The sequence below is a fragment of the Microcystis sp. M44BS1 genome (assembly GCF_020244875.1).
In the GTDB taxonomy this organism is placed as follows: Bacteria; Cyanobacteriota; Cyanobacteriia; order Cyanobacteriales; family Microcystaceae; genus Microcystis; species Microcystis panniformis.
The window spans coordinates 1-14,804 of sequence record NZ_JADBVM010000055.1 but is presented as its reverse complement, the minus strand read 5'-3'; the positions used below and the strand labels follow the sequence as shown (position 1 = coordinate 14,804).

At 41.1% G+C, this 14,804-nt stretch carries 13 protein-coding genes and 1 pseudogene; 8 read left to right on the top strand and 6 right to left on the bottom strand.

Going from position 1 to position 14,804, the window contains the following annotated elements:
• Positions 1-169 precede the first annotated feature (169 nt).
• From IM515_RS03410 to IM515_RS03400, 3 genes and pseudogenes are all read right to left on the bottom strand, one after another.
• Complete coding sequence (locus tag IM515_RS03410) at positions 170-1,273, bottom strand: RNA-guided endonuclease InsQ/TnpB family protein (protein WP_287697863.1); 1,104 nt, start codon at positions 1,271-1,273, stop codon at positions 170-172.
• A gap of 91 nt (positions 1,274-1,364) precedes the next feature.
• Positions 1,365-1,826, bottom strand: a pseudogene (locus tag IM515_RS03405) (M48 family metalloprotease); the annotation flags it as partial.
• Positions 1,827-1,889: 63 nt separating this feature from the next.
• Positions 1,890-2,174, bottom strand: coding sequence for a hypothetical protein (locus tag IM515_RS03400; protein WP_052277378.1), 285 nt, complete (start codon positions 2,172-2,174; stop codon positions 1,890-1,892).
• 548 nt (positions 2,175-2,722) lie between these two features.
• Between IM515_RS03400 and IM515_RS03395 the strand changes: the two genes are divergently transcribed.
• Entirely contained in the window at positions 2,723-3,718 is a 996-nt protein-coding gene (locus IM515_RS03395) for a LysR family transcriptional regulator (RefSeq protein ID WP_287627148.1), read from the top strand.
• A gap of 40 nt (positions 3,719-3,758) precedes the next feature.
• Here the strand turns inward: IM515_RS03395 and IM515_RS03390 are convergent, their stop codons facing one another.
• Positions 3,759-4,424, bottom strand: coding sequence for an ImmA/IrrE family metallo-endopeptidase (locus IM515_RS03390; protein ID WP_287627147.1), 666 nt, complete (start codon positions 4,422-4,424; stop codon positions 3,759-3,761).
• A 5-nt stretch (positions 4,425-4,429) separates the two neighbouring features.
• Positions 4,430-4,786 carry a helix-turn-helix domain-containing protein gene (locus IM515_RS03385; protein WP_287627146.1) on the bottom strand — a complete coding sequence of 119 codons (357 nt, stop codon included), beginning with the start codon at positions 4,784-4,786 and terminating at the stop codon, positions 4,430-4,432.
• A gap of 175 nt (positions 4,787-4,961) precedes the next feature.
• Between IM515_RS03385 and IM515_RS03380 the strand changes: the two genes are divergently transcribed.
• The 5 genes from IM515_RS03380 to IM515_RS03360 all read left to right on the top strand — a co-directional run bounded on the left by IM515_RS03380 (position 4,962) and on the right by IM515_RS03360 (position 12,444).
• A complete protein-coding gene (locus IM515_RS03380) occupies positions 4,962-5,753 on the top strand; it encodes a PD-(D/E)XK nuclease family protein (protein WP_287633603.1) in 792 nt (263 codons plus the stop codon).
• A gap of 3 nt (positions 5,754-5,756) precedes the next feature.
• Entirely contained in the window at positions 5,757-8,000 is a 2,244-nt protein-coding gene (locus IM515_RS03375) for a Piwi domain-containing protein (protein WP_287627144.1), read from the top strand.
• 132 nt (positions 8,001-8,132) lie between these two features.
• On the top strand, positions 8,133-10,502 hold the full coding sequence (locus IM515_RS03370; protein ID WP_287627143.1) for a glycogen debranching protein: 2,370 nt from the start codon (positions 8,133-8,135) through the stop codon (positions 10,500-10,502).
• A gap of 79 nt (positions 10,503-10,581) precedes the next feature.
• The gene (locus tag IM515_RS03365) at positions 10,582-11,232 is read left to right on the top strand and encodes a TVP38/TMEM64 family protein (RefSeq protein WP_002768427.1); all 651 of its coding nucleotides are present in this window, start codon (positions 10,582-10,584) and stop codon (positions 11,230-11,232) included.
• A 204-nt stretch (positions 11,233-11,436) separates the two neighbouring features.
• Complete coding sequence (locus tag IM515_RS03360) at positions 11,437-12,444, top strand: DnaJ C-terminal domain-containing protein (RefSeq protein WP_287627142.1); 1,008 nt, start codon at positions 11,437-11,439, stop codon at positions 12,442-12,444.
• A 346-nt stretch (positions 12,445-12,790) separates the two neighbouring features.
• Here IM515_RS03360 and IM515_RS03355 read toward each other — a convergent pair whose 3' ends face one another.
• On the bottom strand, positions 12,791-13,138 hold the full coding sequence (locus tag IM515_RS03355; RefSeq protein ID WP_185237515.1) for a hypothetical protein: 348 nt from the start codon (positions 13,136-13,138) through the stop codon (positions 12,791-12,793).
• Between the two features lie 461 nt (positions 13,139-13,599).
• Between IM515_RS03355 and IM515_RS03350 the strand changes: the two genes are divergently transcribed.
• On the top strand, positions 13,600-13,869 hold the full coding sequence (locus IM515_RS03350) for a hypothetical protein (RefSeq protein ID WP_287627141.1): 270 nt from the start codon (positions 13,600-13,602) through the stop codon (positions 13,867-13,869).
• Between the two features lie 258 nt (positions 13,870-14,127).
• Positions 14,128-14,804 (top strand): NB-ARC domain-containing protein (locus IM515_RS03345; protein ID WP_287627151.1); only part of this gene is annotated, 677 nt, incomplete at its 3' end.

Here is a 14,804-nt window from a genome sequence, read left to right as displayed (position 1 = left end):
GCTGTCTCGGTTAGATATATTTCTACTTGCGCTTTTTCTTCTGGAGGGATGTTTAACATGAAATTTTTCCGATTTTTTCTCTCTATTCTCTCATAATTCTCTCAATGAGTATTTATACTCGCTCTTAAGTGGGATGCACCCAGGTACTCTCATCGAATTTTATTTTAAGTTAATTATTTGCATAACAATTCCCGAAGAGCCAAATGTTTTTACTGGCGTTAATATCTCGGTCATGGTGCGTCCCACAGTCTGGACAGTCCCACTCTCGAACATTTAACGGCATTTTCTCAGCAATGTACCCGCAATTACTACACCTTTTAGAACTAGGAAACCATCTATCTATTTCGATGTAATTTCTTCCGTACCAACGGCATTTGTAGGCTAATTGTTGGGTTATTTCTCCCCAGCTTACATCAGATATTGCCTGAGATAATTTCGGGTTTTTGACCATATTCTTGACAGCTAAATTCTCAACCACAATCGTTTGGTTTTCACGAACTAATTGAGTGGTTAGCTTATGTAAATGGTCTTTTCTGCTATCGGTGATTTGAGCGTGAATCTTGGCTACTTTGATTCTGGCTTTTTCTCGATTCTTTGACCCTTTCTGTTTTCTAGAAAGATTTTTTTGTGCCTTTCGCAGTCTCCGATAATGCTTTTTAAAGTGCTTAGGATTAGATACTTTATCGCCATCGCTGGTAATTACTAGGCTACTAATTCCTAAGTCAATTCCGATGGCTTTATCGGTTGGGGGTAATGGCTGGATTGTTGGGTCATCAAATCTAATTGAAATATGCCAACGTCCAGAAGGATGTAATCTGACTGTTACTGTGCTTGGTTCACAGCTTTCTGGTATTTGTCTTGACCATCGAATAGGTAAGGGTTCTGTGCATTTAGCTAAATAGATTTGTCTGTCTTTGAACTTAAAAGCAGATTTGGTAAATTCGGCACTTCCTCCCTGATGTTTTTTCTTAAAGTTAGGATACTTAGTACGACCAGCAAAGAAATTAGTAAAAGCTGTTTGTAAATGTCTTAACCCTTGTTGTAAAGGTACACAGCTTACTTCGTTGAGAAAGTCTAATTCTTCTTGCTTTTTCCAATCGGTTAGCATTGAAGAAGTTTGAGCATATCCTACTCTTTCTTGTCTTTCATACCATGCTTGTGTTCGTTCGTGGAGAGCTTTATTGTAAACTAATCTTACACAGCCCAATGTGCGCCGCAATAGCGACTCTTGTTCTGGTGTTGGGTAAAATCGGTAAGAATAGGCTTTTTCCATGTCTCATATTTTAGCATATATTTCGTAAACGATGCTCATATTTAACAGCAAAGCCAACCTAAAACGGCGGGGTTTCAGACCCAAATTTTCGATGACGACCGACGATATGGCCGATTTCATGGGCAATCACGCTGGCTAATTCCGCCTCATTATCAGCAGTTTTAATCAATCCCGTGTGTAAATAGACAAATCCGCCCATAGTAGCGAAAGCGTTAATGCTATTGTCGCGCACCACTTGAAAAGTGTAGGGAAGGTCAGGGCGATCGCTAGTTGCCGCTAATCGCTGTCCGATTTCTTGGACATATTAGTTAATTCTGGCATCTTTGGAGAGTTTTACCTTACCTGATTCTAATAAACCTTGATTAATCTGCCTACCGAGGGCGACTTCCTGCTGAGGAGAAATAGTGGCAAGTTGAATAACCTGCACACCGCGAAAAAGTAAATCCATCCACGAGCGCCCGAAACTGGGTTGGGGATTGATCATCCCGATACTCAGGGTGAGCAGCAGCGTAATCAGGGTTAATAGCCAAAAACGGCAGAAAATAGGGCGCATAGACGATTCGATCCCATAAAAACCTCATTCCCATTCTAGACAGTCAATATCACCCTTTGCCTGTTACTGTCCCCGATTGGTTTGATAGACGTAAAAGTTAAATAAATCGAATAAACTGCCAACAAAAGCAAAGGTGACAGCGATGGTTAACATTCCTTGTAGGGGATAACCGTCGCCGAAAATGGTTAAAAATTGCAGGATTTGGCTAAAACCGGTCTGAGAAACCCAAGTAAAGCCGGGGACATGACTGGTGGCCAATAAAGCAGCTAAAATAGAACCTACCAAGAGGACGGGGGCAACAAAACTTAATAGGGTGGAAAATAGCAGCGAACGGAGCAAAGTAAGCATGGGTGCTGATCTCCAGAGAATTAGCGGGCGATCGAACGGGAATAGGAATCTACACTCGCTCCCCTATAGAATATACGTTCATCTCGGCTAGGGGCAGTTTGTTAAAAAATCTTAAAATATCATTAAGATTCTTGGTTAAGAACGATTAAGTGGTACACAAAAGTCAACCCGATAATTGCTGGGGCAGCCTTTTTCAGTGATCAGTGAGGGGTGGGGAAGTGGGGAAGTGGGGAAGTGGGGAAGTGGAGGAATTTAAACACCCCAAAACCCCAAAACCCCAAAACTCCCCGCAACGCGCACGCAGTGACCACCCTATCTCCTGACTCGGAGACTCGGAGACTCGGAGACTCGGAGACTCGGAGACTCCTGTCTCGGAGTCTCCTGACTCCTGATAACTGATAACTGATAACTGGTAACTGATAACTGGAACTACCTGAAGCATTGATCCCCGTGGTGTGGTACTGTCAATTCAGTGTATTTATCGGCACTGGCTTAAGATTTGTCGCTATTGTCCTCCCCTTCTCCTGTCGCTGTTTTTGAGGCTTTCTATGACCGACATTCCCTTCACCCTAGACCAACTGAGAATTCTCAAAGCGATCGCTGCCGAAGGAAGCTTTAAACGGGCGGCAGATACCCTGTATGTATCTCAACCGGCGGTCAGTCTTCAGGTACAAAACCTCGAAAAACAGCTAAATGTGCCGTTATTTGACCGGGGCGGTCGGAAAGCCCAATTAACAGAAGCGGGACACCTACTCTTAAGCTACGGCGAAAAAATTATCACTCTCTGTCAAGAAACCTGTCGGGCGATCGAAGATCTACAAAATCTGCAAGGGGGAACCCTAATCATCGGTGCTTCCCAAACCACGGGAACCTATCTTCTTCCCCGCATGATCGGGATTTTTCGGCAAAAATACCCAGAAGTATCCGTACAGCTACAAGTTCATTCCACCCGTCGCACCTCTTGGAGCGTTGCTAACGGTCAAGTGGATTTAGCCATTATCGGGGGAGAAGTTCCCGCCGAATTACAAGAAACCCTGCGGATTATCCCCTACGCAGACGATGAACTGGCTTTAGTCCTGCCTATTTTTCATCCTCTGTCTAAGGTAGAAATGATTCAAAAAGAGGATTTATATCGACTAAAATTTATCACCCTCGATTCCCAATCGACGATTCGCAAAGTCATCGACAAGGTTTTAACCCGTTGCGAGATCGATACCAAACGCTTAAAAGTGGAGATGGAACTTAACTCGATCGAGGCGATTAAAAATGCCGTACAATCCGGTTTAGGGGCGGCTTTTGTCTCGGTGACAGCGATCGAAAAAGAACTACAAATGGGAGTTATCCACGCGACCAGAATTAAAGATGTGGAAGTACGACGCACCTTGTCGGTAATTATTAACCCGAATCGCTATCGCTCGAAAGCTGCCGAAGCTTTTACCCTAGAAATACTACCCCAATTCTCCACCTATCCGGAATATCTGGCTGACGACCACAACTTTGAACCGATTCCTAACTCACAAACCGCCGAAATTATGAGTAAATAAGTCGATCGAGATGGGCAAAATCTTCCTCGGAACATTGAAGCTATTTCTTGGGAAAATTACTGCCGGGATAAATTACTTTTTTATCGACTTTAATCCAATGGAGACTTTCTAAACGACTTCTAAGATTAGTAATAGTTACTCCCAACTCGTCGGCGATCGCATACAGATGTCCCCATTTAGTCAAGTCACGGCCCTTGATGGCTTTCTCTAACTCACTCATCGCCATTAGTAAACAACTGGCAAAATATTGTGCTTGCCATTCAATTCTTTGGCTAGAATCAACTGTCCGACACAGAAAAGGTTGAATTGTCTCTAAGGAATCTCCCTGATTGATTCGATCCAAAAAGTTAGAGACGGCCTTTTGATTAATATGAAGGACAAAATGACCAATTTCATGAGCTAAACTCGAATTTTTAAAACCTTCTTTTGCCAAGGATGAATTTTGAGAATCTTTTAAGAATTTTACATCTTCATTGAGAATAATTTTCTTTTCTGTGGGAATAATCATTGCGGCGATTTCTCCCTCTTGATCTGGCTTTATATCCGTCCATTCAATAGCCAAATCAAAATAATCAGACGCTGCTTCCGCAATATCGCAATTTTTTAAGGGACGACGACGATTAGCTTTTACTTTCTTGAGAATATTGTCTGCCTGAGCTTCAATCTCTGTTTTGGGCATAAAACTATAGGGTTTAATAATATCCAAGATATTTACTCCTCTGTTTCTAATTTTGTCGCCTCAGAAATAATTTTTTGGGCAAAATTGGGATTGTCTTTCATGCGACGCAATAAAATTGGCATTTGTTGGTATTTTTGAACTAACTCTTTGAAGACTTTTTGATCATCTGAACTAATTCGTCCTGCCAATTCCCCTAAGGTTTGAGCATTTAATTTTAAATGAGTCGCTAAGGACTCAATAACCTGCTGACTAGGAGGATAACCCGCATGATCATTTTCTAGCTTCGATAGATAGGTATAGTCCACCCCAATCAACTTAGCTAGTTCTCTCTGACTATATTCCTCCTCTCGACGAGCTTTGCGGATAACCTGTCCAAATGTTTCTGACACTGCTTTTCTCCCAACCGCTCAAAAAAATTATATCAAGGGTTGACTAAAATAGTCAACATAGGCTAGAGTTAGTTTATTGGCGTTGATTATTTTAGTCAATGTCATCCTAGCATTATCCTGACCGAGGGAAAAAATCTTGTCCTGCCAGTTTCCCAAAAAGCCTTGGTATCCTCCGATGAGCTATAGTCTTTGGCGATCGCTAAAACCAGCGATTGGCTATGAAAATTGGCATTGTCAGACAAAACGGGGGTTTGAAAAAGCGCGAAACAAAGAACCAGAAGTCCAAAGATTACTATCACAAGATAATCAACCGCAAAAAATTGGTAAGTTGGCACAACGAGGAGTTTTTGAGTTTCATCAAGAGCCGGTGAGATTATCGGATTCCCATGGGGTGGAACAAGTGGCAGAAATCCTGCAATTAAATCAAGAATCGCCAGAGATTCAAGCCAGAGTTTTAGTAATTTTAAACAATTACTATCAACAACCAATTTTATTGAATAAAGAGATTATTAATTTATCTAGAGGCGATGAAGGTTATCCAGAACCTATTGTTATCGAGCAAGGTAACTATAAGTTTAATTTGTCCGCTGCCTTTGATTGTATTTTCAGAGAAGCCGATGACACTATACATATTTTAGATTTGAAAACTGGTCAATCTAATTTTGATCGTCGTCAGGCTCATATTTATTTACTAGCGGCTAGTTACCGTTATCCTCAGGAAAAAATTGTCGCTTCTTTTTACAATTTAGAAACCCAAACAAGCTCAGAAAAAATATCCCTGTCTTCCGAGGCAATAGAAGCAGTTAAAATCGAACTAGCTTTCCTGTCCAAAAAACATCAGCAACAACTACAAAAATATAAAGATCACCCCGAAGATTTTTATCATATTTTTTCGCCCCAAAGTGGCTATGCCTGTCGTTATTGTCCTTTTACATCGATTTGTGATTATGCAAATAAGGAGGTTTAGATTATGAATTACACAGCAGCTAACACAGCCAATTCTCCAACATTTTTGAGTGAAATTAGTTCCTTAACTCTCAAGAATAATTGTTTAAATTGTTTTAAGCTTAATCATCAAGTTACTAGAAAAATAGGTAATCGTTTTAGTTGGCAATTCAGTCATAAGTTTCCTGCTGTGGTGGTTGTTTTTGAAGATAATTGTTTTTGGGTATTAGCTAAAGATGAAAAATCTTTTCCCTCTCCACAACAGTGGAAAGAAGCTTTATCAGATATTCAAGAGGTTTTACGAGAAGATATTGGCGATCACTATTATTCTATTCATTGGCTAAAAGACTGGCAGATAACAGCTTTAGTTACAGCACAATTAGCAGTTAGAATTATGAAAATATTTGGTAAATTTTCCTATCCAATAGTTTTTCCCAAAGATAGTCAGATAAGTGAAAACCAAGTACAGGTAAGGAGAGAAGTTAACTTTTGGGCAGAAATCATCAATGACACCGATCCAGCTATTTGTTTAACTGTTGAAAGTAGTATTGTCTATAGTGGAGATTTAGAACAGTTTTACGAAAATCATCCCTATAGACAAGATGCTGCTAAATTATTAGTAGGTTTAAAGGTTAAAACTATAGAAACCAATGGGATAGCTAAAATTATTAAAATAGCGGGTACAATTGGGGAAAAAAGAGAGGAACTATTAACAAAAGCTACGGGTTCAATTAGTCGAAGAAAATTAGAAGAAGCTCATCTGGAGCAGCCAGTGGTGGCAGTACAATTTGGCAAAAATCCCCGGGAGTATATTTATCCATTAGCAGCTTTAAAACCCTGTGTAACAGATAAAGATGAGAGTCTATTTCAAGTCAATTACGGAGAGTTATTAAAGGAAACAAAAATCTTCTATGCTGAACGACAAGAACGATTAAAATTGTATAAGCAGGAAGCACAAAATACCTTAAATAACTTTGGGTTTCAGTTAAAAGAAAAAAGTATTAACAGCAGAGAAGACCCCGCATTATTTTGGACTCCTCCTATTTCTCTTGAACAAACTCCCATCTTATTTGGTAAGGAAGAAAGGGGAAAAAAAAGAGAAACTCTCAAAGGATTATCGAAGGGGGGTGTATATCAACGTCATCAAGACTATCAGGATCCTGCTCGTAAAATTCGTTTAGCTATTCTGAAACCAGCTAATTTGAAAGTGGGAGATTTTAGAGAACAATTAGAAAAGCGATTAGAACTTTATAAATTTGATACCATTTTGCCATCAGAGAATCAAATAAATTTCTCTGTTGAAGGTGTAGGATTTGAAAAAAGAGCTAGACTGGAAGAAGCAGTTGATCAATTAATTCGAGGAGAAATTCCTGTAGATATTGCTTTAGTCTTTCTTCCTCAAGAGGATCGCAATGCTGATAATACTGAAGAAGGAAGTTTATATTCGTGGATTAAAAACAAGTTTTTGGAGCGTGGAGTTATGACTCAAATGATTTATGAGGAAACTTTAAATGATAAGAGCAACTATAAGAATATTCTCAATCAAGTTGTCCCCGGAATCCTAGCCAAATTAGGAAATTTACCCTATGTCCTTGCTGAACCTCTAGAAATTGCCGATTATTTTATTGGTTTAGATGTGGGAAGGAAGCCTAAAAAAAATCTTCCGGGGAGTCTCAATGTTTGTGCAAGTGTGCGACTATATGGCAAACAGGGAGAATTTGTTCGCTGTCGGGTAGAAGATAGTTTAACCGAGGGAGAAGAAATTCCTCAACGTATGCTGGAAAATTTTTTACCGCAAGCTGAACTAAAAAATCAGACAGTTCTCATTTACAGAGATGGTAAATTTCAAGGAAAGGAGGTTGACAATTTACTGGCAAGAGCTAGGGCGATTAATGCTAAATTTATTCTCGTAGAATGTTATAAAACTTGCATTCCTAGACTTTATAATCTTGAGCAAAAACAGATAAATGCTCCCTCAAAAGGATTAGCTTTTGCTTTATCAAAGCGGGAAGTTATCCTGATAACTACGCAAATTTCTGAACAAATTGGTGTTCCTCGTCCCTTGCGCTTAAAAGTTCATGAATTAGGAGAGCAAGTAAATTTAAAACAGTTAGTTGACACTACCTTAAAATTAACTTTACTTCACTATGGTTCTCTCAAAGACACCCGTTTACCTATCCCTTTGTATGGAGCGGACATTATTGCTTATCGACGCTTACAAGGAATTTATCCTAGTTTATTAGAAGATGATTGTCAATTCTGGCTTTAGAGAGGAAAATTATGTAGGTAGTTACTAGGAATTGCACAACTTGTTTTTCCCGGGGAGCAAGCTTTAGATTTTTTTCTTATTTCTTTGAGCGAAAAATGTCTATCATCAAAGGCGATATTACCCCGCCAATTTATGTTACCAGCGATCGGTCAAAATCATCCCCAATCTGGTAATTATGCCCCCCTAGATAGCCATCTTTGGGCCGATGCCACCTATCCCCTCGGAGCGCATTATCGGGGCGATAGCGTCACCTTTGCCGTCTATTCTAAAAATGCCAGTCAGATTCTTCTGGAAATCTACGATCGCCCGACGGGAGAAAACGCTAAGTATGATTACTGGTTGACAAAAAACCCCAATGATGATATATGGCGGGCAAAAATCGCCGGTATTGCCCAGGGCAGCTACTACGCTTTTCGCTGTTGGGGTCCCAATTGGCAATTTGATCAAAAATGGCAAAGAGGCCACAGTAACGCCGGTTTTCGGGCAGATGTGGACGATTTCGGCCATCGTTTTAACCCCAATAAAGTCCTCTTCGATCCCTACGCGCGAGAACTTTCCCACGACCTTGAAACCCCGGCCATGATCGCAGCCGGAGAAAATGCTGGAATCTATGCCACGGGAGAAGGGGACTACAAAGGAGTGATCCGGCGGCAATACGATACGGGTAAATGGTCGCCCAAAGGCATTGTGATCGCGCCGGATGGGACTTCTACTGGGATTCGTCCCCGTCTGGGGGCCGAAAAAGCGATCATTTACGAGGCCCATGTGCGCGGTTTAAGTAATCACCCCTCCGCTAGTCGTTTAGAAAACATTCTCAAGGGAATTACAGGTTTTGAGGAAGTGGCCAACGTTCCCGACCAGTACAGAGGAACTTATGCAGGGGCCGGCTATATGGCCAAATACCTGAAAGCGCTAGGATTTACCACGATCGAACTCTTACCGGTCCAAGAAACCGCTAACGATAATAACCCCGACGATCGCCCCGGCGGTAATTATTGGGGTTACATGACCTTTGGTTATTTCGCTCCCGATCGCCGTTATGCTTATGATCGCTCCCCCGGTGGACCCACCAGAGAATTTAAGGCCATGGTCAAAGCTTTCCACGACCAAGGTATGGAAGTTTATCTCGATGTGGTCTATAATCACACCGGAGAAGGGGGCAATTGGGGCAGCAACGATGTCACCGGATTTGTTAGTTTTGGTGGTTTTGATGTGGTGGAATACTATCAACTCAGCGACGAACATTATCTAGTTGATGGGGCCACTGGCTGCGGAAATCAATTAAACTTTTCCCATATTGTCACCTGTAATCTGGTTCTTGATTCCCTCACCTATTGGTTAGAAACCATGGGAGTTGATGGTTTTCGTTTTGATCTGGCCCCCGTCCTCGGTCGAATCCCTTCTAGTCATGAACGAGAAGATTGGGGCAAACAAAAACAATTCTTTCCTAAACATCCTTTGTTAGAAAAGATCGAGCAATTAGGCAAGAAATACGATGCTGAAATGATCGCCGAACCTTGGGATATCTGGGGTTACGAAGTGGGTAATTTCCCAGCAGGTTGGGGCGAGTGGAATGGCCGTTATCGCGATGCAATCCGGCGTTTTTGCAAGGGAAATAGTAATACTTTTAAATTCATCGAACAGGTGAACGGAGATTATCGCAATTTTAACGACCAAGGCGGACCACACAAATCGATCAGTTTTATTGTTGCCCACGATGGTTTTACCCTGATGGATTTGGTCAGTTATAACAATAAAAATAACCTCAATCCCTGGCCTTTTGGTCCTTCCGATGGCGGCAATAATAATAACGATTCTTGGGATTCTGGCGGTAATCAGGCCTTACGTCGCCAAAGATTACGCAACTTTTGGACGATTCAATTTTTATCTCGCGGTGTTCCCATGACTGTCTGGGGTGATGAATTTGGCCGCACTCAAAATGGTAATAATAATCCCTACAATATTGATAGTGTGGCCACTTGGAATAATTATGATATGATTGCCACCCGTTCACCCCATCTACTACCCACGGGTTATCGGGAAACTTATCACAATAATTTTGGCACGGGAACTAATCAAGAAGAACGCAATCCTTTATTTATTTTTGCCGCTTATATTGCTCACTTAAGAAACAATCATATAGCACTCAAACAGCGCCGCTATGGCGATATGGTTCTCAATGCGGGCAATAGTGTCACCTATTTATTTAAAAAACCCGATGGGGTTAGCGATTTAACTGCCCATGCTCGCTGTATTTGGTTTTTAATTGATGGTAGTGCCGTCGGTGATCACGATTTTTTGGTGTTAATTAATATGTATCATCTGCCAGTGGATTTTCGCCTTCCCTCCCCAGGCAATAATTATCGTTGGGTAAGACTTATTGACACGGCAGCTTGGGCAGAAACCAATTATAATTGTTGGTCTGTGGAGCAAGGGGCAGTAATTGCCGATCGCTATAAAGTCAATGGTTTTTCGATCGTGGTTCTCGAGGAGATTAACTGAATTTTTGGCAATAGGAAAATATAAACCCCTGTTGCATCTTATGTTTTATAACCCGCACTTAGCCCAAAATTGCCGTTAAATGTCTAAAACTAAAAGTAGTGTTATTATCCTAACCATAATTTGTATTATCGCCACGGCGATGGGAGTTTATCTAATCGGTGGTATCGACTCCCAACAATTACAGATCTGGTTAAAACAAATGGGAATTATGGCCCCCATTTTGTATATTATTCTCTATACGATCGGGACAATTTTAATCCTGCCTTCTACCCCCTTAAACCTCAGTGGTGGGGCGATCTTTGGGGTAGTTATGGGAACAGTTTGGACAACGATCGCCGCTTTAGTGGCCGCTATAGTTGCCTTTGCTTTTACCCGTACTATCGGCCGGGAATATACCGCCAAAAAATTTCAGGGAAAATGGCAAGCGATCGATGCAGAAATGCAGCAAGGCGGCCTATTTTATATGTTTGCTATCCGTCTATTACCGATTATTCCCTACGGTATCGTTAACTTTGTGGCGGGATTAACTTCTATCCGTTTTCGCGATTATTTCATCGGTACTTTATTAGGCACTGTCCCCGGAATTTTACCCTTTGTCATGATGGGTGCGGGTTTAAAATCTTTAGGAAAAGGCGATATACTGCCCCTAATGGTGGCTTTTACCCTCATTGCTCTGTTAGTAGGTGTGGGAACTTGGTATCGTCGTCGTCGGCAATTTCCCTTTCAGTGATCAGTGATCAGTTATCAGTTATCAGATTGGAGTTTTAAGTAGATAGTGTTAAGTGAAAACTTTGGCACTTTATTTTCACTGATCACCGGTTACTGGTTACTGTTCACCGATCACTGATCACTGATTCAAGCCTGACAACGATAAAATTAAGTTAGATTAGGAATATCCCGACTGAATCCTCATTGCTAAGGAGATAGCGTATCGATGCCTGCCGCAGATTATAAAGATTATTATGCCGTTCTGGGAGTAGGTAAAACTGCCAGCGCTGAAGAAATTAAAAAAGCTTTTCGTAAATTAGCCGTCAAATATCACCCCGATCGCAATCCTAACGATAAAAGCGCCGAAGAACGTTTTAAAGAAATTAGTGAAGCTTACGAAGTCCTCTCCGATAGCGAAAAACGCCAAAAATACGATCAATTTGGACAATATTGGCAACAGTCCGGGCGATCGAATTGGCCGGGTGGTAATCCGGGGGTTGACTTTGGTTCCGACGGTTTTGACTTTAGCCAGTACAGCACCTTTGATGATTTTATCAATGAACTGCTCGGTCGCATGGGGCGCTCCGGCGGTACTCGCCCCAGTTCCCATTCCTACGGGACTCCGGGGAGAGGATTTGGCGATTTTAGCAATTTTAACGACTTTGCCGGCGCTCGTACTCCACCGCAATCCGTCACTTCTGGTATCTCCACCGCTAAACTGCGTCTGAGTTTTGGGGAAGCTTTACGAGGAGTACAAAAACGGGTTAATTTAGCCGGAGAAATGATCGATATCAAAATCCCCCCAGGAACCAAAACCGGTAATCGTCTCCGGGTACGGGGTAAAGGACTAATCGATCCCTTGAGTAAACAACGGGGAGATCTATTTCTCGATGTGGAATTAGAACCCCATCCTTTCTTTATTTTTGAAGGCGATAATTTAACCTGTGAAGTCCCGATTACTCCCGATGAGGCGGTTTTAGGCACAGCGATCGAAGTTCCTACCCCCGATGGCCTGGTGACGGTAAAAATTCCCGCCGGTATTCGTTCCGGTCAATCCCTGCGCTTACGCGGCAAAGGTTGGATCGATAATAAAGGACAACGCGGCGATCAATTAGTCAAAATTGTCATCGATACTCCCAAAGAATTAACGGCGATCGAACGGGAATTATACGAGAAAATTAAATCTCAGCGTAGCACCGATCCCCGTCGTCATCTCAGACAGGTGCAAATTTAAGTCCCTAGCTAGGGTTTGCCGAAACAGTTTTTTTGGTGCTGATTACTGTCTCTGGGGTTTATAGGTAGGTAGGTGTTAAAAATGGGTGCATCTCAATATTTCTGATTTTCTCTCACCTATAGATGAGCAGCAGAAGTTGTTCAAAGAGGGCGAATGCAATTCGCCCCTACAATAATATTATTGCGCCAATGGTAGGGGCGCACTGCGTGCGCCCAAAATGTCATCTAGATATTTCGACCAAATTGAGATGCACCTGTTAAAAATTGTCAGTTCCCCCCCTTATCAAGGGGGGATTAAGGGGGGATCGGCACCCCCCTTATCAAGGGGGGATTAAGGGGGGATCGATCTAGAATTTAACCTTACTAGCCAACCAATTAGTAATTAATTTCGGGCTATTTTTCTTCACCCAATAGAGAGCATAAATTCTGAACATAGGCTTAGAAAAACGAGCGATCGCTTTCATAATAAAATTTAAGTAACGACTATGAAACTTTTTATTAATTAAATTTAACGAACCCACATCGTAAAGACAGTCGATGATAATCCTAAAAGTCGTTTCCTCTCTTTGGAATAAACTATCTATTAACAATAGCACTTCCTGAATCCTTTGCTGTTTAAGCTGTTCTTCTTCGTCGGAAACAGCCGAGAGAATCTGCTGCTGCTTAGATAATTTACTATCCGATGGGGTTAACATGATATGGTAAGGAAAAAATTAACTTGTTTTGATTTTATCCCTATTTGCCGATTTTGCAAGACCAAACCCCCCATCTATCCCCATTTTTACGATAACACGGCTCTTTCCTCTCCCATGCCGTCTTGACTGTGATTGCTGTGATTGTGTCATGGACTGTGATTGATTATTGATAAAAGGTTGCTGAATACAATATAATCATAGTATTCATTCAATCATTTCAATCACAGTTTAGACTGATGCTGTGATTGTGTCATGGACTGTGATTGATTAAGAAAAATAGGGCAGAATAAAATTATGAAAGCTAAAATGAGGACTGAATCATGAATGATACCTTAACCACAAGTTTACTTTAGCAGTACAGGAATTTACCACTGAAGCAATCTCTAAAATCCCTATATTGTGGCAAAAAATCAAAACCCAATAATATAATAAAGTTAACCCTCATCACCCCGATTTTATCTATGGAACCGATAACAGTGGCGACAATTGTTGCTTTGGTATTTCAGACTACTGTAGAAAAATTTACCGAAACTGCTCTAGAAAAAATTAAGACTTTGCGGCAAATCATCTGGAATAAACTTAAAGCTAATCCTAAGGCTGAAAAAGCTTTACAAGCTGCTGACAAAGGGTCAAAAACTGATCTAGAAAAAGTAGCAGATTATTTAAAAGTTGCCATGAATGATGAAGCAGATTTCGCCGAAAAAGTCAAGGGTTTAGCAACAGAAATTTAATCCTTAAAAATTCAGGATAATAGTAGTATGAACCAGAATAATTCTGGAGGTCAAAATTTACAGAATCAGGGTGAGGTTGGTGAAGTTTATCAAGCAGAAACTATAAACATCAATAAAACCTGACTGCAGCCGCCTGTTCAGGAACAGGTTAAACAACATCCTCACAATTTATCTAATAGTAATATCCCTAGATTTGTTGGTAGGGATCAGGAATTAATTGACTTAAAAAAGCAACTACAACAATCCCAAACGCTTGCTATCTCTACCTTAACAGGAATGGGAGGCATAGGTAAAACCGAACTAGCCCGACAGTTTGGCTGGCAACAATGGCGGGAAAAAACCTATCCCGGGGGTATATGTTGGTTAAATGCGGCAACTCGCCAACCCGTTGATATCGGTACTTCCATTTTAGATTTTGCGCGGTTACATCTCAAATTAACTTTACCAGACGAGGGAGAATTAGAGGAAAAAATTCGTTATTGCTGGCAAAACTGGTTAGCGGGAAATGTCCTAATTATCTTTGATGATGTACAGGAATATCAGCAAATTAGGGATTATTTACCACCGCAAGAAGACAAACGCTTTCAGGTTTTAATTACCACTCGCAAAGAATATTTATCAGCGACAATTGCAACTTTTCGGGTAAAAGTGCTAAAAGAAGAAGATGCACTTGATTTATTGCGTTCCTACCTTAAAGACAACAGAATTGACACACAAATCGAGGCAGCTAAATTATTATGCCAAGACTTAGGTTATTTACCCTTGGCGTTAGAATTGGTGGCAAGATTGCTAAAACGACGACAGGATTGGAAAATTAGCAAAATACGCGATAAATTAGCCGAAAAAGGCTTAGATGAGCCAATCTTAGCCAAAAATCCCAAGTTTCATGGGGAAATGACTGCGGAAAGAGGGTTAAAAGCTGCCTTTAATCTCAG

Excerpts from the sequence above, each read along its gene's own strand:
- IM515_RS03410 (WP_287697863.1), bottom strand. The coding sequence starts at position 1,273 with ATGGAAAAAGCCTATTCTTACCGATTTTACCCAACACCAGAACAAGAG.
- IM515_RS03400 (WP_052277378.1), bottom strand. The coding sequence starts at position 2,174 with ATGCTTACTTTGCTCCGTTCGCTGCTATTTTCCACCCTATTAAGTTTT.
- IM515_RS03395 (WP_287627148.1), top strand. The coding sequence starts at position 2,723 with ATGACCGACATTCCCTTCACCCTAGACCAACTGAGAATTCTCAAAGCG.
- IM515_RS03380 (WP_287633603.1), top strand. The coding sequence starts at position 4,962 with ATGAGCTATAGTCTTTGGCGATCGCTAAAACCAGCGATTGGCTATGAA.
- IM515_RS03375 (WP_287627144.1), top strand. The coding sequence starts at position 5,757 with ATGAATTACACAGCAGCTAACACAGCCAATTCTCCAACATTTTTGAGT.
- IM515_RS03370 (WP_287627143.1), top strand. The coding sequence starts at position 8,133 with ATGTTACCAGCGATCGGTCAAAATCATCCCCAATCTGGTAATTATGCC.
- IM515_RS03365 (WP_002768427.1), top strand. The coding sequence starts at position 10,582 with ATGTCTAAAACTAAAAGTAGTGTTATTATCCTAACCATAATTTGTATT.
- IM515_RS03360 (WP_287627142.1), top strand. The coding sequence starts at position 11,437 with ATGCCTGCCGCAGATTATAAAGATTATTATGCCGTTCTGGGAGTAGGT.
- IM515_RS03355 (WP_185237515.1), bottom strand. The coding sequence starts at position 13,138 with ATGTTAACCCCATCGGATAGTAAATTATCTAAGCAGCAGCAGATTCTC.
- IM515_RS03350 (WP_287627141.1), top strand. The coding sequence starts at position 13,600 with ATGGAACCGATAACAGTGGCGACAATTGTTGCTTTGGTATTTCAGACT.